Origin of the sequence: Nocardia sichangensis (assembly GCF_047200615.1) — a bacterium.
Classification (GTDB): Bacteria; Actinomycetota; Actinomycetes; order Mycobacteriales; family Mycobacteriaceae; genus Nocardia; species Nocardia sichangensis.
Genome location: NZ_JBJZOK010000007.1, coordinates 38,525 through 58,708, shown reverse-complemented (window position 1 = coordinate 58,708; position 20,184 = coordinate 38,525). Strand labels below are relative to the sequence as shown.

General features: G+C 67.6%; 22 protein-coding genes and 4 pseudogenes. 10 read left to right on the top strand and 16 right to left on the bottom strand.

The window, feature by feature from the left end:
* Positions 1-442 precede the first annotated feature (442 nt).
* Entirely contained in the window at positions 443-952 is a 510-nt protein-coding gene (locus tag ACL03I_RS12040) for a threonyl-tRNA synthetase editing domain-containing protein (protein WP_412805916.1), read from the top strand.
* A gap of 88 nt (positions 953-1,040) precedes the next feature.
* Here ACL03I_RS12040 and ACL03I_RS12035 read toward each other — a convergent pair.
* Positions 1,041-1,292: pseudogene (locus tag ACL03I_RS12035) on the bottom strand (enoyl-CoA hydratase-related protein); the annotation flags it as partial.
* 151 nt (positions 1,293-1,443) lie between these two features.
* On the opposite strand from ACL03I_RS12035, the gene ACL03I_RS12030 reads away from it, so the two are divergent.
* The 4 genes and pseudogenes from ACL03I_RS12030 to ACL03I_RS12015 all read left to right on the top strand — a co-directional run bounded on the left by ACL03I_RS12030 (position 1,444) and on the right by ACL03I_RS12015 (position 3,917).
* Positions 1,444-2,097, top strand: coding sequence for a TetR/AcrR family transcriptional regulator (locus tag ACL03I_RS12030; RefSeq protein WP_412805915.1), 654 nt, complete (start codon positions 1,444-1,446; stop codon positions 2,095-2,097).
* Positions 2,098-2,154: 57 nt separating this feature from the next.
* Positions 2,155-2,426, top strand: a pseudogene (locus tag ACL03I_RS12025) (hypothetical protein); the annotation flags it as partial.
* Positions 2,427-2,617: 191 nt separating this feature from the next.
* Positions 2,618-3,094 (top strand): GNAT family N-acetyltransferase, encoded by a 477-nt coding sequence (locus ACL03I_RS12020; protein ID WP_355075154.1) that lies wholly within the window; start codon positions 2,618-2,620, stop codon positions 3,092-3,094.
* A gap of 1 nt (position 3,095) precedes the next feature.
* On the top strand, positions 3,096-3,917 hold the full coding sequence (locus ACL03I_RS12015) for a hypothetical protein (protein ID WP_412805914.1): 822 nt from the start codon (positions 3,096-3,098) through the stop codon (positions 3,915-3,917).
* A 12-nt stretch (positions 3,918-3,929) separates the two neighbouring features.
* On the opposite strand, the gene ACL03I_RS12010 is transcribed toward ACL03I_RS12015, so the two are convergent.
* From ACL03I_RS12010 to ACL03I_RS11990, 5 genes are all read right to left on the bottom strand, one after another.
* Entirely contained in the window at positions 3,930-4,901 is a 972-nt protein-coding gene (locus ACL03I_RS12010; protein WP_412805913.1) for an SCO2521 family protein, read from the bottom strand.
* A 1-nt stretch (position 4,902) separates the two neighbouring features.
* Positions 4,903-5,913, bottom strand: a complete 1,011-nt coding sequence (locus ACL03I_RS12005) for an SCO2522 family protein (protein ID WP_355075148.1) — start codon at positions 5,911-5,913, stop codon at positions 4,903-4,905.
* Entirely contained in the window at positions 5,914-6,828 is a 915-nt protein-coding gene (locus tag ACL03I_RS12000) for an SCO2523 family variant P-loop protein (protein WP_355075146.1), read from the bottom strand.
* Positions 6,829-6,838: 10 nt separating this feature from the next.
* Positions 6,839-8,689 (bottom strand): SCO2524 family protein, encoded by a 1,851-nt coding sequence (locus tag ACL03I_RS11995; protein WP_412805912.1) that lies wholly within the window; start codon positions 8,687-8,689, stop codon positions 6,839-6,841.
* A 218-nt stretch (positions 8,690-8,907) separates the two neighbouring features.
* Positions 8,908-9,039 (bottom strand): hypothetical protein, encoded by a 132-nt coding sequence (locus ACL03I_RS11990; protein ID WP_355075142.1) that lies wholly within the window; start codon positions 9,037-9,039, stop codon positions 8,908-8,910.
* A 74-nt stretch (positions 9,040-9,113) separates the two neighbouring features.
* Here ACL03I_RS11990 and ACL03I_RS11985 point away from each other — a divergent pair, with 74 nt between their 5' ends.
* Positions 9,114-9,734: a hypothetical protein gene (locus ACL03I_RS11985; RefSeq protein ID WP_355075140.1), complete on the top strand. Its 621-nt coding sequence runs from the start codon at positions 9,114-9,116 to the stop codon at positions 9,732-9,734.
* 56 nt (positions 9,735-9,790) lie between these two features.
* Here ACL03I_RS11985 and ACL03I_RS11980 read toward each other — a convergent pair.
* The 4 genes and pseudogenes from ACL03I_RS11980 to ACL03I_RS11965 all read right to left on the bottom strand — a co-directional run.
* A pseudogene (locus ACL03I_RS11980) lies at positions 9,791-9,964 on the bottom strand (CoA transferase); the annotation flags it as partial.
* Positions 9,965-10,027: 63 nt separating this feature from the next.
* Entirely contained in the window at positions 10,028-10,252 is a 225-nt protein-coding gene (locus ACL03I_RS11975; RefSeq protein ID WP_355075138.1) for a hypothetical protein, read from the bottom strand.
* 282 nt (positions 10,253-10,534) lie between these two features.
* A complete protein-coding gene (locus ACL03I_RS11970; RefSeq protein WP_364432396.1) occupies positions 10,535-11,755 on the bottom strand; it encodes a PucR family transcriptional regulator in 1,221 nt (406 codons plus the stop codon).
* A 650-nt stretch (positions 11,756-12,405) separates the two neighbouring features.
* Positions 12,406-12,645, bottom strand: a complete 240-nt coding sequence (locus ACL03I_RS11965; RefSeq protein WP_412805911.1) for a hypothetical protein — start codon at positions 12,643-12,645, stop codon at positions 12,406-12,408.
* Between ACL03I_RS11965 and ACL03I_RS11960 the strand changes: the two genes are divergently transcribed.
* The gene (locus ACL03I_RS11960) at positions 12,644-12,778 is read left to right on the top strand and encodes a hypothetical protein (protein ID WP_412805910.1); all 135 of its coding nucleotides are present in this window, start codon (positions 12,644-12,646) and stop codon (positions 12,776-12,778) included. The genes ACL03I_RS11965 and ACL03I_RS11960 overlap by 2 nt on opposite strands.
* Before the next feature lie 433 nt (positions 12,779-13,211).
* On the opposite strand, the gene ACL03I_RS11955 is transcribed toward ACL03I_RS11960, so the two are convergent.
* Together ACL03I_RS11955 and ACL03I_RS11950 are read right to left on the bottom strand one after the other, a co-directional pair.
* Positions 13,212-13,682, bottom strand: a complete 471-nt coding sequence (locus ACL03I_RS11955; protein ID WP_355075129.1) for a DIP1984 family protein — start codon at positions 13,680-13,682, stop codon at positions 13,212-13,214.
* A 69-nt stretch (positions 13,683-13,751) separates the two neighbouring features.
* Positions 13,752-14,969 (bottom strand): FAD-dependent monooxygenase, encoded by a 1,218-nt coding sequence (locus ACL03I_RS11950; RefSeq protein ID WP_412805909.1) that lies wholly within the window; start codon positions 14,967-14,969, stop codon positions 13,752-13,754.
* Between the two features lie 83 nt (positions 14,970-15,052).
* Here ACL03I_RS11950 and ACL03I_RS11945 point away from each other — a divergent pair, with 83 nt between their 5' ends.
* Positions 15,053-15,610 carry a TetR/AcrR family transcriptional regulator gene (locus ACL03I_RS11945; RefSeq protein ID WP_412805908.1) on the top strand — a complete coding sequence of 186 codons (558 nt, stop codon included), beginning with the start codon at positions 15,053-15,055 and terminating at the stop codon, positions 15,608-15,610.
* 124 nt (positions 15,611-15,734) lie between these two features.
* On the opposite strand, the pseudogene ACL03I_RS11940 reads toward ACL03I_RS11945, so the two are convergent.
* Both ACL03I_RS11940 and ACL03I_RS11935 read right to left on the bottom strand, forming a co-directional pair.
* Positions 15,735-15,857 (bottom strand): annotated as a pseudogene (locus tag ACL03I_RS11940) (ABC transporter permease); the annotation flags it as partial.
* 51 nt (positions 15,858-15,908) lie between these two features.
* Positions 15,909-16,751 carry a TIGR03620 family F420-dependent LLM class oxidoreductase gene (locus tag ACL03I_RS11935; protein ID WP_412805907.1) on the bottom strand — a complete coding sequence of 281 codons (843 nt, stop codon included), beginning with the start codon at positions 16,749-16,751 and terminating at the stop codon, positions 15,909-15,911.
* A gap of 100 nt (positions 16,752-16,851) precedes the next feature.
* On the opposite strand from ACL03I_RS11935, the gene ACL03I_RS11930 reads away from it, so the two are divergent.
* Positions 16,852-17,748, top strand: a complete 897-nt coding sequence (locus ACL03I_RS11930; protein ID WP_412805906.1) for a LysR family transcriptional regulator — start codon at positions 16,852-16,854, stop codon at positions 17,746-17,748.
* Between the two features lie 212 nt (positions 17,749-17,960).
* Here the strand turns inward: ACL03I_RS11930 and ACL03I_RS11925 are convergent, their stop codons facing one another.
* Both ACL03I_RS11925 and ACL03I_RS11920 read right to left on the bottom strand, forming a co-directional pair.
* A complete protein-coding gene (locus ACL03I_RS11925; protein WP_355075117.1) occupies positions 17,961-18,332 on the bottom strand; it encodes a hypothetical protein in 372 nt (123 codons plus the stop codon).
* Complete coding sequence (locus ACL03I_RS11920; protein WP_355075115.1) at positions 18,329-18,892, bottom strand: RNA polymerase sigma factor; 564 nt, start codon at positions 18,890-18,892, stop codon at positions 18,329-18,331. Before ACL03I_RS11920 ends, ACL03I_RS11925 begins: the two co-directional genes overlap by 4 nt.
* A 280-nt stretch (positions 18,893-19,172) precedes the next feature.
* On the opposite strand from ACL03I_RS11920, the gene ACL03I_RS11915 reads away from it, so the two are divergent.
* Entirely contained in the window at positions 19,173-20,138 is a 966-nt protein-coding gene (locus tag ACL03I_RS11915; protein ID WP_412805905.1) for a DMT family transporter, read from the top strand.
* The last annotated feature ends 46 nt before the right edge of the window (positions 20,139-20,184 follow it).

Here is a 20,184-nt window from a genome sequence, read left to right as displayed (position 1 = left end):
AACTCAAACTCTCACACTGGATCTTCCGACCCAAAACCGAGTGTGATGGGCGAGCCTCGCCCGACGGGCGGACCGCGCGGGGGCGGCTCCGGGATCCGCAGGTCGAAGCAAGGGCCGACGATCGAGTGCCCGAGAACATCCCAGTTTCGTAACACTCCATGGGCTCATCGAGGGCTTCAGGTCGGTCAGCGGCGACCTGTGCGATGTCGGCACGGAACGCAGATCTCGGCATAACCGACCTTGTCGGCACGCAAGGTGTAGATCTGAGTGTTCGATGTAGTCGACACCACGGCAGGCTCCTCGGTCCGAGTGGTGGCCCAAGCCCTCCAACCGAGGGAAGGCGCCGCGGCGATGGTCGGCCTTTATAGTTCACACCGCGGCCGGCCATCAAGGGCGATGACGGTTGGCTGGTGATCAGATGGTTTCCAGGTGAGGACTCGGCGTGAACATATTGAGTCAACGTTGTCGAACACTCAACTATGCCGTAACCACTCCCAGTTCCGCCGCGATGCCGCTCGAGCCCGACATACCCGGGGTGACACACGAATTCGGCGAGTGCCTGCTTCTTCTCATCGGTGTCGAGTGCGGAGACTCGACGTTCGCCCGTGCCGCAGCCAAAGCGATCCGCCGTATCGCGCGCAAGACCGACACTACCTGGATCGTCATCAATGGCTTCTCGCATCTCACCCGGCCCGGTCACGAATGCGACACCACGACGGCGAGAACCGTGCTCGCCCGGATCGCCGAACACCTGCGCGATCACGACTTCGCCGTGCACATGATGCCATTCGGCTGGAACAAGACCTGGCGCATGGAAGTACGCGACGGCGAGTGGGAGCAACGGATGACCCGCTTCCCGCCGATTCATGCCGACCGCAACGATCGCGCCCGGCTCGAAGGCGTGAGAGCTGAACGCTCGAGCTCCGAGCCCCGCGCGTTGACGAGCCCGTGACCGCCGGGAAGTAGCGGGCGCGCGAAGCGCATTTCCGCCGCCCGCAATGGCTATCCCGGTGATGATCGTGGGAGAACTGCTGAATTTGCAGCATGCCGCCCGCAATGCACCGGCCCTGGAAGGCGGCGATGGACGGTCTCGGCACGTTGCGCCAGCGCAGCGAATACTCCAGGTAGCGGCGCGACTCCAGCCCGTAGATGCGGTCGAGGGTGATCTTGCTGGGATCCGGCCACGATTTGTCCTTCAGATCGTGCCCCGCGGAGAAGTGCTTACCCGCACCGCGCAGCACGATGACCGCGACCTCGTCGTCCTCGGCGGCACGCACCCAGGCGGCGTCGAGTACGCCACTCGGTTGCGAGAATATTATTCTCGCATCAGGAAATGATAGTCTCACAACTGGGCGGACACGGCGCCTCGAGAACCCGATGACACACCGTTCTCCCGTACAGTGCATTCATGTTCTCTGCATATGACCGAGGACCGAGGCGCCCGTGACCAGCCCGAGCGAGAAACCGGCCTGGAAGCAGCGCGCCGTCGAGCGCTCCCTTCGCACCGCGAAGTTGCGCGCCGAGGAGCGCGTGCAGCGGTTCCTGGACGCCGCCCAGGCGATCATCACCGAGAAGGGCAGCACGGACTTCACGGTGCAGGAGGTGGTGGACCGCTCACGGCAGTCCCTGCGCAGCTTCTACCTGCAGTTCGACGGCAAACACGAACTGCTGCTCGCCCTCTTCGAGGACGCCCTGAGCCGCACGTCCGACCAGCTGCGCGCCGCCGCCGACGGCCAGACCGACCCGCTGGACAAACTCCAGGTGGCCGTCGAGCTGCTGTTCGAGCTGTGCCGGCCGGATCCGTCGGCGCAACGCCCACTGTTCACCGATTTCGCACCGCAACTGCTGATCTCGCATCCTGATCACGTGAAGGTCGCGCACGCGCCGATGCTGGCACTGTTCACCGAACTGATGGACCTGGCCAAGGACGCGGGCCAACTGCGCCCGGAGGTCGATTCGCGCCGGACGGCGGCCATGGTCATGCAGACCGTCATGTTCACCGCGCAATCCGCGGGAGCGTCCGACGACGAGACGCAGCATCCGATCACCGCGTCCGAAGTATGGAACTTCTGCGCCCACGGTTTCGCTCGCGCCTGAGAGCTCCATGCTCTCAGTAGAGAGCTTAACTTACACCCGGGTGCATGCCCGATCTTCGAAACCGAACCCGGAATCCGCTACGTGCACACCGACGCCACCGAAGAGGACTCTGTGCTCGCCGCCGTCGCCGAAGCGGAATCGCTCGGGGCCCCTGCGCATCTCGGTCGACACCCACGGAGGAGGCCCTACTGGGGCGCGCAGGTGCCGTTCCCCGAGCGCATGGGCCGTTCCGAGGAGTACGCCGAGCTGGCCGCCGCCATCATCGACAACGACTACCCCACGGCGAAGTCATCCGCCTCGACGCCGCCTTGCGCTTCCCGCCGAAGTAGCCCGCTGCGCGGCGAGCGAGCCCGACTGCCTCCGTTACAGCCACGCGGCATCGCCCGGGTCGTCCGGCGCGGACGCGACACCGACCGCCCGCCGCGCCGGGGAACGATTTCGCTGGTTCTACACTGACCCCGCTCGGTGAGTGACGTTTAAGCTGGAATCGGACGGCCTATGCCCTGGCAGTAGGGAGCGGATGAACATCGCCAAAGCGCCTCAGCCGGAATACCGGCGGGCCTGCTTCGCCGATCTGGACGACATCGCGGCCATCGAGGCCGAGGTGTTCGCCGAGCCGTACCTGTATCTGATGCTGCGCCAACTGTTCGACCTGCACGGATCCGAATGGCTGGTCGTGGAGGTGGACGGCACGGTGATCGGTTACGCGCTGACCCTGGAGAAGAAGGGCCGGGCGTTGCTGTTCACCTTCGCGGTGGCCAAGAGGCACCAGGGCGGAGGGTACGGGCGTGGCCTGCTGAGCCGCACACTGCAGACGTGCCGGAAAGTGGGAGCCGAAGTGGTGTACCTGACCGTGCGGCCGGACAATCAGCACGCGAGCAACCTGTTCAAACGAGCGGGCTTCGAGTTCGTCGAGCACGACGACCGGTATTTCGGCCCTGGCGAGCCCCGCGACGTTTTCGAATACCGGCTGAAAGGCCGACCGCTAGACTCGTGACATGGGGGAGATCTCGCCCTTCGTCGCATCCGTCTCGACCCGGATCACAAGGCGCGCCGACGAATACACCGCCGAACTCGATCGGGGTGAGCGCTCCGAGCAGATCGAACTGGAGCGGTTCGCAGCGCACGCCGAGGCTATTCTGGCCGACTACGACCCGCCCAGCACGCGGCGGCGCTCCGATTCCCTGGTGTTCCGGCATCTGTACGCCGCCGCACGGCAACCGATACCCGACGAGGCCGGCTGGCGGGTGCCGAGCGCGATCCCGGCGGCGCTGCTGGCCGCGGAACTCGAATTCCGCGGCCCATTGCGGCTGAGCAGTCGACAGAACACCATGCTGGCCGAGGTGTACGAGCAGTTGGGCGCTCAGCTCTCCGCGGCGCGTCTGCCCGGTCACGCCGCCCTCGCCTATCGCAGAGGCGCCGCGCTGTACCGGATGAACGAGGACGACGAAGCGCAGGACCGCTGCGGTCTGCGCTTGGCGCGGGCGCGCACGCTCGCGCTGCCGCCGGGCTGGCGGCGGTGGACCGGACAACTGTCGTATGTGCTGTGCGGCTACGGGTACCGGCCGTTCTGGCTGCTCGGCTGGGTCGCGGTGCAGCTGGTGCTGTTCACCGTCGCCGCTTTGGCCCTGAACGGCAATCCCTCGCCCGCCGCCACCGTCTATACCTGCGTGACCAGCTTCATCAATCCCCTGGGCCCCGGTGACACCGAGGATCTGCGCCCGATCGCCCGGCCGTTGTTCGCCGTGGAAGCGTGGATGGGCACGGTGTCGATGTCGGTGTTCTTCGCGCTGCTGGTGCGCAAGTGGTTCCGGATGTAGCGCGACGCGGCGCTACCATTCGGCGTCGAAAGCCTTGTGCCGCAGCGCGTCCAGCGTCGCGATGGCGATACGGTTCTGCAACCGCGCGACGAGGGCGTTCCACTGGCGAGACAACCCGGGATCCGTCTGCAACTTCTGCCACAACGTCCGCATCGATGCCGGAGTGTGCGCTCCCGGCATCCACAGTCCGGTGAGATCCTCCAGCACGGGGGCGAGGATGTCGGTGCGTTCGCGACTGTGCGAGGGGAAGCGGTCGGCCTCGGCCAGCGCGTCGGTGACGACGGTCAGCAGCCAGTCGTGCGCGGCCAGGTCCTCGCAGAACCGCTGCGCCTCATGCAGATCGGCCTCGTTGCGCACCCGCATCCGGACGGTGCGCACGGTGGCGTCGTCCAGGTGCAGCTTGGCGGTGGGGCCCGCACCGCCCCCGATCCAGGCAACCCAGCGCAACCGGGTGGCGCCGGTCCGCACCGGCGGCTTCTGGTCCAGCCTGGTGTCGGCGCGCAGGCGAGCCAGCAGCCGCTCGCTGATCGAAGCCAGGTCCAACGTCTCGGAGCAGACCGGACCGGTGAGATAACCCTCGGCCAAAGCCTCAGCGCTGCCGCTTCTTTCGGGCAGGCGGCTGATGACCTCGGTCACGCCCTTGCGGCTGAGGTAGTGCGACCACGTCTGCCTGCGCCGGTTGGCCGCGCGGACCACCTGGGTGCGCGCGCTGGACTGCAGCACGCGGCCGCCGGACAGGACCGCGCTGGTCGCCACGGTCCCGACGATGTGGGCGGTCTGCTCGCCCACGGCCAGATCGCAATCGACGCCGACCGCGGTGGTCGGCGACACCGCCAGCGTGCCCGGCCGCTCCCGCCAGCGCACCGTGCAGCCCGGCATGAGCGCCAGCAGATCGCAGGCCTCGGGTCCGGTCAGCGCGGTCGCCGACGGCAGCAGGCAGGTGCGTACTTCACCGAGCACGACCAAAGGCGTGGTCGAGGCCATGTCAGGCTCCGTCGAGCAGCAGGTGCGAGAGCCGTTCGCTGACCGCGCGCGGCACCGGCACCGGTGGCACCTCTCCGCCGCCACGGACGATGGTCTGTTCGACCACGTCGTCGTCGAGATCGAGATGGTCGAGCACCAGCCGCACCGCGTGCTCGATGCCGATGTACCGCTTGGGCAGCATCGACAAGGTCTTGTAAGCGGCGAACGGCGCGGCGGACGGATTGAGCCGCACCACCGGCGGAATGTCGTGCCAGCGGCGCGGCGCGAGATCCTCGCGGCGCCATGGTTGCGGATCCACCACGGCGGCGCCGTGGTAGCGCAGCATGCCCAGCCGCAGCAGATGCCAGACCGCGGCCAGGAACGGGCACGACCAGCGCGTCACCGCCACCCCGTCGACGACGTGCTTGCTCCACAGTTCCACGTCCAGGAAGATCGAATGCTCGCGGCGGCCGAACTCCTCCGGCGGCTGATAGATCCGCTGCCGCATGGCCTGGCCGCGTTCGTCCTCGGAGGACCGCCGCCCGTTGCACAGCCAGCCCGATTCCGCGGTCGGCGGCCTGCGGCCCGTGCTCGGCGGCGCGGGCTCGGCGACGATGCGCGCGGCCACCATCTCCGCCACGGGAATCGGCTCACCGAACGCCACACCGTCGACGAACCTCGAGGCCCGCCAGCAGGCGGACTCCCGGGCCAGATAGTCGATGACCAACCCGGCTTCGTCCGCGGCGCCCAGCAGCTTGGTGAGGATGGCGGCGGGGTCGGTGTCGGGCTGGAAGTAGTCGTCGATCAGGTAGCAGGTGCTGACCCGGGCGTTCGGTCCGAACTGCACCTTGGCCGACTCGGTGAAGGCAGATACCAGCGGGACGATGCGGCGGAACTCCGCGCCGACCCGTTCGATGTCGGAACTGATGTCGTTGAGATAGAAATGCCCGACCTCGATCGACAAGTGCGACAACGGGACCTGAGCGATTCGCGGCTGTTCCGTGGCCTCGCTGTAGCCCTGTGTTTCCCCCATCTACAGCCTCTCCCAGGTCGCGTTGTCGACCAGTCGTCGAGCGAGCTCGGCATAGGCCTGCGCGGTCTGCTCGTTGGCGATCTGGGCGTTGACGTCGGCGTCGAGAATGAGCTGCTCGCGCCGTTGCAGCACCGGCTCGATCGGGGTCGAGCCGAGCACCGCCGTCGTGCCGAGCCGTTTGGCGGTGGCCAGCCGCCGCAGCGCGGTGTCCTGCTCTTGCAGCCACGCCGCCTGCGCCGGGCGCTGGGCGACACCGTCCCAGTTCGCGTCGGGCACCGCGGTGCGCACGTAACGCACCGACCCGAGCAACTCCTCCGGGTCGTGGCCGCACTCGGCTCCGGCCTTCAGCAATCCGTGCGAGCCGTACACCAGGCCGGCGGCGGCCAGGATGTGCTGGCGCGTCCAGCGGTGGAAGATCAACCATCGAGCGGTCAGCCCGCGCAGTTGCGGTAAGGCGGTCGCCTGCAACACGATCTGCAGCGCCGCGGAACGGCCCGCGCTCAGATCCACGAACACCACCCGGAACTCGTGATCCAGCGCGACCAGCAGTTCCGCGCAGCGCTCGACCACCGCGTCGTCGTCGGTGAGGAATTCGGCGCCGCCCTCGTCTCCCGGCAGCAGCACCAGCCGCCCCGAGTTGGGGCCGATCCGGCGCAGTTCCGGCCGATCGGTCGCCGCGCCCACGTCGACGCGGGCGACGGTTCCGCTCTCGCCGAGCAGGTAGGAATGCACGCCGCCGCTGGGCACGCCGCGTTCGGCCGCGCCGATCTCGAACAGCGCACCGGCCGTGGGCGAGCCGAGGTCGAAGTCGGCGTAGACGACGTTGAGGCCGGAACGGCACAGCCGGTAGGCGATGTTGCAACTGGTCACCGACCGTCCGGTGCCGCCCTTGTCGGAGGTGGAGAACACCAGCACGATGCCGCCCCTACCGTGTCGCGTCCCGGCGGGCGTAGGCCAGTTCGTCGAGCTGGACCAACGCCTGGGTGGCCAGGCTGTAGGCGGTGCCGGGGCGTTCGCGCAGCACGCGGCGGGCCCGGTCCAGCGACTGCCGGATCCGGTTGATCGCCGCCTGTTTCGGCGAGCGATCCTGGCCCTCGACCTCCAGTTCCTCTTGATTGAGCAGATGCTCGGCCTCGCTGAGCAGGTCCACCGCGCGGGCGACCATCGCCTGCGGAGCCAGCGGCGGTTGCTCGAAGGTGCTGTACGCGATGACCAGGCACTCCATCATTCGCTCCGTGACGAACCAGGACGGCCCTTCCGTCCGTATGTCGCCCGTGCCGACCAGCCTGCCGATGTCGTCCCACAAACCGACCACCGAGCCGTTCCGCAGCACCCGCCGGTCGAGGTGATCCATCGCCGCCTCGGCGAGTTCCATCAACCGATCGCGGGTGTCCACGTCGGTGCGCAGGCGTGCGGCATCCAGGCAGCGTTTGAGCAGCAAGGTCGCGAAATCCGGGACGTACCAGATCAATCGGGATCCGTCGGCGACGTCCTCGCTGCCGGCCAGGTTCAGTCGCACACCCGGGAAGTGCAATGGCGCGGCCGGATCATCGACCGTGAACCGGCTGGTGATGCGCCCCCGGCGGGCAAGCTGATCGAGCACCGACACTGTGCGCGCCAGATCCTCGGTGCTCTCCCGGTAGACCAGGTCCTGGATGAGTACGGCGGCGACCACGAGACTGAAGTACTCCGATTCCTCGCCGTCGGAGGTACGCCACGGGATGTCCTCCAGCGGCCAGCGGCCACTGTCGAAGCGGGCGACCCTCGACCAGTAGTTGCGGGTCAGCTCGAAGCGCAACTGCAGCGCGTCGGCGAGCGTGCGCTGCTCGTCGGTCAGCAGATCGAGTTCCCGGATGCGCTGCGACGACAGGTCGCTGATGCCGTCCAGCGCGACGGCCGTGAAGTACAGGTAGGGACGGGATTCGGCGTGCCCGGGCGTGCTGCTGACCCGGCCCGGCACGAGGTCGATGGGTTCGGCGCTGCGCACGATGCCCCAGCTCCATCCGCATTCGAACAGCCGCCCGTCGTCGGCGATATCGATCTCGGTGGTCTGGCTGAGCCTGACCTCGTTGGCCGCCTGCACCCGCAGGCGTTCCAGCTGTGTCGACAGCCGTTCGATGACCTCGTCGGACGGCGTACGGGACTGATTGAGCATGTAGACGATCGATTGACCGTATTCGGTCTTCGGCTCCGGTGTGTGGATGACGAAACTGCGGACCAGGCCAGCCATCGCCGCGGTGAGCCGCACGCTGACCTGTTCGATCACCATGGGGATCCGCTCGCGCAGCTGGCGAGCCTCCAGCCGGACCTCACCGCTGACGAAGCGCATGAATCCGCGCAGGAATCGCAGCGCCGCGATGCACAGACTCAACGACATCGAGTACGAGTCGACGACCTCCACCGCCTGCTGACCCGGGGTGAGCGGAGTGTCGTCGCCCGAGCGCAAGTAGGAGCCGCTGGCGAAGACCGGTTCGCCGTCGGGTCCGGTGTAGCGGCGCAGATAGTCCTCCACCAAGTCGACCAGGACGCCGCCGATGCGGGTCTCCTCGCCGAACGGGGCGAGCGCGGACCGGACGTCGGGACTCATGTCGTTCGGCTGGTCCAGCGCGAACGCCGCGATCTCGGTAGCCGGATACAGCAGGCAGAGCAGTTGTTCGGCGTCGCTGATCGAGTTGGCGCCGTCGCGCCCGCCCCACGTCCACGTTCCGTTCCGATAGGAGTAGGCCAGCACCGCTCGCCACAGCTCGAGCAACTGCTGCCTCGGCCGAATCCTCATCTTTCTCGGACCTCGCCCCCGCATTCGACCGGCGGCGCCGGACGTCGTTACCTAGAGTGTGCCCCGCGAATGTTCACTTAGCCAAGCACCCTTTCCAGGACCGCCGGTTGCCGCGAGATATCCTGCGGTGCATCTGGTTCCGCGCAATCTTCGCGCGTCCGACGGGCTATTGCACGGCTACTGTTCCGGCGTCGCTGCCCGCGACCGGCGACGCGGTGTCAGCCCCGGCCCGCGGTGAGTTTGCTGATCACCGCGTGGAAGTCCGCGGTCTGGAAGGAGAGATCCTCCGCGGTCGTCGCGTAATCCAGGGCGGCCGGCACCGCCCTGACGTCCACCGGTCGTGACCGCATCGAGCACGCCCGGCACACACCATCCGCACACCGCACGCACGAGTTCTCCACACAGCCGACGTAGGTTTGCCGTTGTGTTCGTGAAGACGCTTGGTTCGGCCACGCCACCTCTTGCGGCCGCTCTCCTGACTGTGGTCACACTCGGCTATACGTTGCATCGCGGCTGGATACTGACTCAGCTGTGGCTCCTCGCCTTGCCGTTGTCCGCGCTGGCGTTCCTGATCTCGATCGCACTGTTCACTCTCGCGCTGTGGCAGGCGCGACGCGACGCGCAGCGGTGGCCCTTGGCTGTCACGGCGGTACTCGCGGTGATCGGTCTCTGCGGACCTGTCTTCCTCATCCTCGAACCCGAGGCCGCCGCGTGGACCCGGTTTCAGCTCGAGCGCCCAGCGTTCGCAGCGGCGGCCACAGTGGAAGTGCCGGAGCATGGCGCAGGCGACTACTACGGTGTCGCGCTACCGCGTCACCTGTGCTTCGTTTCGGCGAACTGCAAGGTGGCGGTCATCGGCACCAGCGGTGGACAGCCGGTACGGTTCGTGCCCGACTACGTCGGAATCCCGGACGGCGCAATCGGTTACGGGCACTTCACCGGAACACCCGGAGCCGGGCCGTACGACGGGTTCGGCGATCCTATCTGCCCAACGACGGAGCTGGCAGGCGGATGGTGGTGGCTCACGCCTTGCCCCGAGGCCTAGTGCCTCGTCCGGCTTCGTGATCGCGGCCGCCCCGCACAGGCCCGCCGGTCACGGCCTCAGCTGCCGCGCTCGCCCAATCGCGGCGGTGGCGCGTAGCTGGGCTCGTAACCGGCGATCCGGATCGGGCTGCCGACCAAACGAAATATCCCCGCCGTCACCACGATTTCGGGGCTGGCATCCAGCGCTTCCGGCAGGTCGCCGACCGCGGCGGCGGGAATGCCGAGCGGGCGGCGCTGCTGTCCCAGGGTGGGGCGGTCGAATGCGCTGACGCCGGGACTGATCTGGTTTCGAAATCATTTCCATCGCCGCTGCCGGCACCGCGGTTGCGGCGGAATGAGTTTCGTCCAGAAGTCATGGCGTACCGCGTCCCACAACTTGGTCATTTCCGGAAGGAGTTCTCGCGCTTGTGCGAGATCCGGAAAGTTCTCGGGACCGAAGGATACGATCGGCGTGACGCCGGATGCCTCGTGGACGGCGACGATGGAGATCAAGTGATCCTGGAACAGCCGCCATGTCACGTGAAATCCTTCGACCTCGGTTCTTCGCATATCATTCATGTTCGGTTTCCAACTCTTCGACTCTGGCCCAATGCATTTCAACCGTTATCGATGTCGGCCTCCTGCTGATTTTGGTTCACGGATAATCGGTCGGGTCGGGTCCGGGCATGAACGGAGAATGCAAACATGCCCCTATATCGCATCTACTGACGCTCGCCCGGCGTCAGCGCTACCGCGCTGCGACCGGGAACGGCGCACGCTGATCGACTGGAGTGATTCCACACCCACTCGACCGCACGCCGATCACGTGCGGTATGTGCGGGCGACCAACGCAGAACGCAGGCGCCAAAGCCCGCTCGCCTCGGCCGGATCGAAACCCGTGAGCTGACCGATCCGCTTGAGCCGGTAATCCACGGTGTTGGTGTGTACGTGCAGTAGCCGCGCAGTGCGCCGGCGGTTCAGGTTGTGCGCTATATGGATTTGCAGAGTCTCCAGCAGTTCCGGATATTCATCCAGGGGATCGAGCAGCGACCCGAGCTGTTCGCGGGCAGGGCCGGGGCGGGTGAGCTGGTATTCCAGAGCCAGCTCGTCGAAGTGGTACAGGTCCGGCACCGACCCGAGCCGGGTCACCATGTCGAGCAGTTCGTGGGCTTGATCCGCGGCGGTGGGCACGGTGTCGGTAGAGGCGGTCACCTCGGTGGCGGTGATGTGCACGCGAGCCGCCCGCGACAGATGCCCGATCAGTTCCTTCAGGGCGCCCTTGGTGATGTGATCGGCGGGGATGAGCAGGGTGCCACCGTCGACCGAAAGCAGCGAAAGCACGGTATCGTCGCAGCGGGTGGCCAATTCCGCCTGCACCCGCCGGAGTTTGCGGCGGGCAACGACTTTCGCGTCCAGCACCGGATTGGACTCGTCCGGGTGAGACGGAATGGCGAGGGCTATTACGCGATAGCGCTCGGAGATGTCGATGCCACACTCTCGGGCCATGGTGGAAGTGGGATGGCCCCCGAGCAGCGCCGAGGTCAGCGTGTGCACCGCGGTGTGGTGCTCCGACACGACCGCGCGCAGTTCACGCACATAGGCCGCCGAGACCGCCGTGGTCATGGTGTCGAGCATTTCGACGACGAGTTTGGCGCCGTCGAGGATACTTCGATAATCGGCCGTACTGACGGCGAGCATCGGATCGGTGTCAGCTGAGCCGGAGGCACGCTGCTCGGCCAAGGCTGTGGACACCACCAGGTCGAAGCCGATCTTGAAACCCTCATGGATTGCGTGGTGAATGGTACCGATGGGCACACCTTCGCGAGCCCATTGCGCCGCAGCCTCCTCGAGTTGCCCGGTCTTCTCCGAAATGTTGCTGCCGTCCAACATGCTGACTGCCAGCTCCAAGCACACACGGGTGATGATGGTGATGTCGCCATGGATCGCGTCACCAGGCAAGGTGCCGCAGGGTGCGACGGTTTCGACAAAATGCCCGACCATCTGCCGCGACAAGGCGCGCACGTCTTTCAGCGGCAGCGACATGGGCCGACCGGATACAGTGAGTCCTTGCCGTCCGGCGAAGGTGAGAGCCATGGTGGAGCTTCCTTCCACCCCCGTTAACTGAGCTATTGCACCAGCGTAGCCAGCGCAAGAACGTAGAGAACGGTTTACTCCGAGTAACGTGATATTCGGCAAGCGCGGTCGGCAAGCGATAGTGATTGTTCACAATGGCGGTTCGACTGCACTGCCGCCGATGGGCCGAGATGGCGCGAGCGACGATTCGAGCATAGCCCGGGCAAGTGGTCGAAAAGAGAGTAACCGGCGAGTGCAACGGCGCGAATCCACGCCCTCTCGCGTACGCATCCGCCGCAGACACGGTCTGCCTGGGCCGCGCGGAACTCGGTCGACCATGCGACCAATGGAAGTCCGACAGCCCTCGGAAGTTCGTTTCCCTAATCAAGGTCCAGCGGGCCTGCTGTTGCGCATCGAGCCATTGATACGGGTGGATCGAGCCGGCGTCACCCAAGCCCTAGAGGGTGGCCGGCGCACAAACCTACTCGGCGCTGGAGCGCTGTGGCACATCTCCCGATCCACTCCCGGCCGGGCGCGAGTGGGAGAAGCGGGAGCCGCGCCGGCGAAGAGCAGCACGTCGAGGACCGTGTGCGCAAGCGGTCGAATCACCGAGCACGTGCTCAGTTGGTGCGTTGGGACCCAGCCCTTCGGCAGGTCGCCGGGGCCACCGAGATGACGCTGTCGTCGTCCGCGCCGACGTACTCGAACAGGGTGACCTCGGCGAACTCGGGACCACGTAGATCGGGTTCGGCGCATGCCGGGCCGGAGCCAGGCACGTTGTCGGCGGTGCCGGTGGCCGGTGTCGCCGCGACACCGGCCACCGAGACCCCAGCGCGCAAACCGGCCGAGCCGATCGACATGCTCCAAATGCTCCAAGCCGCCGGTGCGAGCAGCGCCACCCGGCTGGGCGGTCTGGCCTTCGCCAGCGTCCTCGTGCTGCTCTTCGCCCTGCTGCTGCTGCTGCGTAGGCGCTCCGGGCGACCGGCACCCTGATGTCCCGGGCCGCCCACACGGAGCGCGCCGGAAATCCGATCGGACCTTCGACGCGGGCGCTTTCGCCGGGGGGGGTACCACGCGGGCACGGCGCAGATCGCGGACGTCGCGGACCTGGGCGCCCACAGCGGATTCGTCATCACCGTCGACGACGACGTACGCCCCGGCCTGCCGCCCCCTGCCGTGCGGCGCACTCTGGGGTCGACGCGAGAGGTGGAGTGCCCCTTACCCGCCCTCGTCGTCACGGATCTGCACATGGTGGTGTGCTGTGTGCTGTGCACTGTCTCGTGTGCGCGGTGCTGGGCTGCGGTGTGAGGCGGGGAATCGAACCCCTCGCACTGCCCCTCGTGCGCCGAGAAAGTGGGCCGAATATCCCGTCGGCCCGTCGGGTTCGTGCACGCCTCCGTGACGGCTACCCGCTCCACCTCTCGCGTCAATCCAGCAGGTCGACCTCCCAGTTGGAGCGCTGGATGCGCACGTCGAGTTCCCGCAGTTCCTTGGCGAGGTCATCGGCCTGCCCGCGCAGTTCCGCAACCGGCAACGCCGAGAACATCTTCAACTCGGATCGCAACTGGCGCGCGTACCCGGGCTGCCCCTTGCCCGCCGCGGCGTCCGCCGCAGCCGTGACGAGAGAGTGCCGCAGCCGCAACGCATCCCGGCGGGCCAGCGCGTCGGTCAAGGTGCCGTCGTCTCCGATCCGCGCGGCGGCGTTGGTCCGATTGATGCGCCGGATCAGCGTCTCGTATTCACCGAGCACCTGTCCCGCCTCCGCCAGCAGATCCGCCGCGTCCTCAGCGGGCTCCTCCCCCTCCTGAAAGCGAGCGTTACTCACGATCCGAGCACGCAACTGTTCGATCCGGCGCGCCGAATCCGCGCGCAACGCCAACGCCTCCGCCAACTTCACTTCCCCGCCTCCGGACATCGACCCATGAACGGTCGAGTATCGACCATGTCACGGTAGGAGTCACCCGAATTAACGCCCTGAGGCTCGCTCGAGGTCCGCGTAATCTCCGGCCGAGATGGTGCGGGCGACTTTCTGCGGGGCGCCGCCGATCAGGCCCCGCCACGGCAGGTACGGCAGCAGGCGCACGTTGAGATCGCGGAAGCGAATCATCGCCTTGCTCGCGGGTGCGTACCACCCGCCCACGCCCTCGGCGAACTTCTGGCAGGCGTCGACCATGGGCCGCATCCGTTGTTCGTAGCGAGCGAACGCGATGCTGTGATCGCCTGCGGCGGCGGCCAACTCGCCCGCGAGGGTGTAGGCGCCGACCAGGGAGAGGTCCGCGCCCTGCCCGGACAGCGGTGACGCGCAGTAGCCTGCGTCACCGACGAGGGCGATGCGGCCCTTGTGCCAGCTGTCCATGCGAATCTGCGCCATCGCGTCGAAATAGAAATCCGGCGCGGGATCGAGGTGGGCGAGCAGTTGCGGCACCTGCCAGCCGAGGCCGGCGAAGGTGTCGGCGACGATCTTCTTCTGTTGCTCGATGTCGCGGTAGTCGTAGTCGATCGGATCGGATGCCCACGCGAAAATCGCTTTGGCTCGCGTGTTCTCCCGGGCGCTGTAGGCTCCGGCGATCTTGTCGGGAGTGTTGTAGTCCAGCTCCCAGTGATCGAGGTCGAGGAAGTTCGGGATCGTGTAGATGCAGATGTAGTAGCCCATATGCCGCGCGAACTGCGACTCCGGCCCGAAAACCAATGTGCGCGTGTGGGAATGAACGCCGTCGGCGCCGATGACCAGGTCGAAGGTGCGCGGTTGGGCGTGCTCGAAGCTCACCCGCACGCCCTCCTCGTCCTGCACCAGAGCGGTGATGGAGTCGCCGAAGAGGTATTCGACGTCCTCGCTGGTGGCCTCATACAACACTCGCGCGAGATCGCCACGCTGGATCTCGGTGTCCCCGTTGGCACCGACACCGTTGAACGTCTCGCTGCTGATGCTGGCCCGCGTTCTGCCGGTGGCGTCGACGTAGGAGGTGCCGCGCTTGCCCGTACTCATCTCGTGCACCCGGTCGAGCAGGCCCATGCGCCGCACCACCTCGGTGGCGGTGCCCAGCACGTCGATGGCCTGCCCGCCCTCGCGCAGGGTCGGCGATTTCTCCACGATCGTCGGGGTGAACCCGTAGCGCTTCAGCCAGAAGGCCAGGGCGGGACCGGCGATGCTGGCGCCGGAGATCAGGACGTTTCGATTGCTCATCTGCCGCATGCCACGAACCGTACAACCGTGTTGCGCATCTGCGCAAGACAAATGTCTAATGCGATTGCGCTACCATGATCCATATGGGAAACCGTGAGGATCTGCTGGCAGGCGCACGCCGCTGCCTGTTCGACAAGGGCTACGCACGTACCACGGTGCGCGACATCGCCACCGCCGCCGGGGTGAGCATGGCGGCCATCGGCTACCACTTCGGCACCAAAGAGGCCCTGCTCACCGAAGCGCTGGCCGAGGCGACCCGCGAATGGGGCACCGATCTCGAACACGCGCTCACCCAGTTGCCCGACGAGACCGACCCGTGGCAGCGCTTCGCCGACCGCTGGGACGCGGTGCTGGCCACGCTCGCCGCCCATCGCGGGGTGTGGTCGGCCACCTTCGACGCGCTGGCCCACCCCGAGGCCCGCGCCCGGCTCGCCGAGAACCTCGACGAGGCCCGTTCCGGCTTGGCCCGACTCTTCGACGGCGTCGCCGAAACCGACACCGGCGCGGCGCGCAGTCTCGGCACCCTTTATCAAGCCCTGCTCACCGGCGTCGCAGCGCAATACCTCATCGACCCCGAGAGCGCGCCGACCGGAAGCGACCTCGCCGAAGCCCTGCGCCGCATCACCGATCCCACTCGTTGAGATCGCCGACGCGGGACACCGCCACTTTCGCCTGCCACACGCCCGGGTGAGGTTCCAGTGGCGAGTGGTGTCGAGCGACCGGGTTCGAAGCCGAACCAGCACAGCGGTGCCGGTGGCGTTTCCGTGCCGATCGAACCCGCACGATGAACCATGACTGCTCGAGGAACGCTCTGGTCTGGAACGGTCTCCGGAACAAGAACCGCACCGCGTCCGTCGACATGGCGAACAGCCCTCCGACGGCCTGCATCGGGCGAATTCGATGAGGCCAGGCGGTTCGTAAACGAACGGGTAGCCGGTGTCAGTTCCGTGGCACGGCGCTGAATACCGCGTCGGCGATCGTACGGAGCGTGCCGATCGGGTCGTCGCCGAGGGCGGTGAGGCCGACGTGGTTCGCGCCCGCTTCGAGGGAGACCCGGATGCCCGCGGCCACGGTGGCCGGATCGCCGTGCAGCACGAGAGCGTCGATCAGGCGATCGCTGCCCGGCTCGGTGAGGTCGGCGTCGGTGAAGCCGATGCGGCGCAGATTGGCGGTGTAGTTGGCGACGTGCAAGGCAGGGGCCGCGGCGTGGGCTCTGCCGGTCGCGCGGCCTCGTTCGACATCGCTGTCCAGCACCACCATTTGGCCGGGCAACACCAGCGGGCGAGCGCCGAGGATCTCCCGCGCTCGCCGAATATATTCGGGCGTCACCAGAACCGGGATCGTCCCGGCGGCGCGGTCGCGCACCAGGCGCAGCATCCTCGGCCCCAATGCCGCCAGCACCACCCGGTCCGAGGGCACACCGGCGTCGGCCAGCTCGGCGAGGTAAGCCACCATCGCGTCGTAGGGCGACGCGTACTCCGGATCCGTTTCGCGATGTCCGGCGCCGATCCCGAGGATCAACCGATCGGGGTGTTCGGCCGCGATCCGGTGGTAGGAAGCGGCCACCGTCCTCGCGTCGGTGGTCCAGATGTTCACCACGGCGGTGCCGACCACGAGATGCTCTGTGGCGTCGAGTATCCGCTCGGCCACGGTCAGATCGGCGGGTGGCGAGATGGTCAGCCACAACGCGCCGTACCCGGATCTTTCGATTTCGGCCGCTTGCCGCAGGGTCACCTCGCTGTGGCGCAGGTGGGCTCCGAGCGTACCCAGTTCGATGCTCATGACTTCGACTCCAGCACGGGATGGTTGGAGGCAGCCAGACCCGATTCCGCTGCGCAGCAATAACATGATGTGATCGCCGCAGGTACCGACGGGAGGCACAGTGGAATTACGTGCTCTGCGATACTTCGTCGCCGTCGCCGAGGAGCTCCATTTCGGCCGGGCCGCCGAGCGGCTGCGCATCGTGCAACCGGCGGTCAGCCAGCAGATCGCACGACTGGAACGAGAACTGGGGGTCCGGCTGTTCGACAGATCGCCACGCCGCGTCCAGCTCACCGAGGCGGGGCGTCGCGTGCTCGCCGCGGCGCGGGACGCGCTCGCCGCCGCCGACCGAGTTCGCGCTGTCGCCGGTCGGCCCGCCGCGACAGTACGCATCGGCACGACAGCAGGACTGACCGCCCGCCTCGAGCGCGGCATCGATGCGCTGCGCGAACACACCCCGGCGTTCGAAGTCGTCCTCGTCGATCTGCCGGTCGTCGAGCGGCTGAACGCGTTGCGGCGCGGCGAACTCGACTTGGCGCTGGCCCGCGGTGTGGTCTCCGCGCCGGGGCTCATCGTCTCACCGACGTGGTCGGAACCGCTGCGCGCGGTGGTGTCCAGAGATCATCCCGCCGCGGCGCGCGGCGTAGCCGCCATCACCGACCTGGCCGGGGACGCACTGCGGGTCCCGTCCCGGCAGTCCGATCCGCCGCTGCACGACGCGATCGACGCCGCGTTCCGAGAAGCCGGAGTCCGTCCGAAGTTCGGCCGGCCTATCGGAACCACCCAGGACGCCGTGGTCGAGATCGGTTCCGACCCGCACAGCTGGGCCTTGCTTCCGGCGGACCAGATCGCCGAAACCGATTCCCTCCGAGTCCGCGTACTGCCGGTCACCCCACCGATAGCGATCACCGGCAGCGTGATCACCCTCGAGCAGCTCTCGGATCACGCCAGCTGCACCGTCGCCTGCGCGGTCGCGGCGTTCGGCGACGCCACGGCAGACGAGGACAACGGGATGTGACGCGGGCGGAATGGGCCCGCGCTTTCGTTCCCCATCCGGCGCGAAGTCGCGCGCCAGTGACTCGTGTCCGGAACGTGCTGATGGACACGTGAATCGGTGCTGAAACCTGTCCGGAGGGAATTCGGCAGCTCAGCGGCGCACAGCGACCCGGACCGCACCGAGCCGAGCGCACCCCGCGATCATGCGCTCGGCCTCGATGGACGACGGCCCCGTCAGTCCCGGCGTGAGAAGTCCCGCGGTGACCGAACCGCGACACGGTGATCGGCGAAGAGCGATACCGCCGAGTCGGGCACTTGATCGACTGTCGTGTGCTCTGTCCGACCGTGCCCGGCAGGGGTCAATCGACACTGACCGTCGACGCACGAACGCCGCAACCGGCCCCGGGAGATCGTCTGCACCAATCCGATCGCCCAGCAGGTCGGGCACCCGCGCAGTGCGAGCAGACCCACCGGCGCGAGCAGCAAGCTGAACGCCCCGAATACCGGCAGCAATGCGATCGCGCCGATCAGCGCGCCGAAGCCCGCGACTCCGCGGGCCAGGTGCCGGGGCACCGAGGCGCTGGCGAAGCTTCGCTCGTCGGTCATTTCGTTCGCTCCTCTCCGGAGTCCGGCCACGGTGTGTTCCGCAGCTCGTGCTGGACCGTCGCGCGGGCGCGGTGCAGCCGTGACTTCATCGCCGCGACGCTGAGCCCGAGCATGCCCGCGACCGTGCGGCCGCTGTATCCCTGCACATCGCGCATGATCAGTACCCGCCGCTGGTCGGCGGGCAGCGCCGCGATCACGGCCGCCACCCGGCCCGCTTCGAGCCGCCGCACCGCCTCCTCCTCGGCCGACGCCACGGCGGCGTCCGGAATCGGCTCGGGCTGCCTGATCTTCGTTCGCCACTGCCGCAGGCACTCGTTGCGGACGATGCGGAACATCCACGACGCCAACGCGCCGGAGGCCCGCAAGGTCCCGATCTTGCGGTAGAGGATGATCAGCGCCTCCTGTGCGGCGTCCTCCGCGTCTTCGGCGGAGGCGCACAGTGTGTGGGCGAACCGGCGGACATGCGGATAGGAGCCCGATACCAGCGTGGTGATCGCCGCGGCGTCGCCTTCGCGCGCCGCCACGACCAATTGTTCGTCGGGCCAGATCCGGTCAGTCACGGGAGCGGCTCCGGCGGCGAAGCAGCGTCACGCTACACCAGCCGACCAGCACGGCGGCGACAGCGATAGCGGCAATGATCACAACGACCTCCTCGTTATCGTGCCGACCCGGTTGCCGGCACGACTATGAGAGGACCGACCTCGGGAAAAGGATTCACACCGAATCTCAGCACGACGCCACGCGCGTTCGAACCAGTGCTCCGGTCCAATCGCCTGCGCACCTCGCCATCGCGCGGATAATCGGATGCCCTCGCCGATCCTTCGGTTGTAGCGTCGGCCGATGCTCAATGGTTCGCGGCGGCAGCGATTTCTGGTAGCGGTGTCGCGCGGAGTTCGGGCACGGCCCCGGTCGGCGATGGCCGTGGGCGCGCTCGGCGTCGCGACATCGGGGGTCTTCATCGATCTGTCCGGCGTCGCACCGGCCACCGCCACGTTCTTCCGTTGTGCGCTCGCGTTGCCGTTGCTGTGGCCGCTGGCCGGTGGTGAACGGGGCCGGGAAGGTGCGCTGTCCTGGCGACAGGCCGCGGTCGCCGTCACCGCCGGTGTGCTGTTCGCCGCGGATGCGCTGCTGTGGACGCGAGCGATCTACGAGGTCGGCGCCGGATTGACCGCGGTGCTGGTGAACGCGCAGGTCGTCATCGTTCCGCTGCTGGCGCTGCTCATCGACCGCGAGCCGATTCGGGGCGCGTTCCTCGTCGTCTCGCCGTTCCTGGTGGCGGGCATCCTGCTCACCGGCGGCGTCTTCGAGACCGGAGCCTCCGGCAGCGACCCCGTATCGGGCACGGTCCACGCCGTCCTCGCCGCGTTGTGCTACTCGGCGTTCCTGTTCCTCCTGCGCCGCGGCGGGCACAACGGGCAGGTGGTCCAGTCCTACCGGGTGGTGCTCCTGTCCGCGGCCGTCGTCGGAGCGCTGTGGCCAGGGGTCACATTCACGCCGGGCTGGGCGGCTCTGGGCTGGCTGGCCCTGACGGCGGTGTGCGGACAGATCGGCGGCTGGCTGTTGATCGCCCTGGCCACCGCCCACCTGAGCAGCACGGTGAGCGCGGCCATGCTCATGCTGACCCCGGTCGGTGCGCTCGCCTTGGCGGCGGTCGTCCTCGGCGAGCAGCCCACGATGCTCCAGTTGTCCGGCTGCGCACTGATACTCGTCAGCGCCTACGCGGCTTCGACGTCCGGCTCCGGACGACGCCGGATCACGGCCACCGTCCGGAAACGACTGGGCGACTCGCGAAACGCCGCCGCCTGAAATCCGCAGCCGGTAAGGCTCGTCGAGCGTGCGAGATGACCGTCGC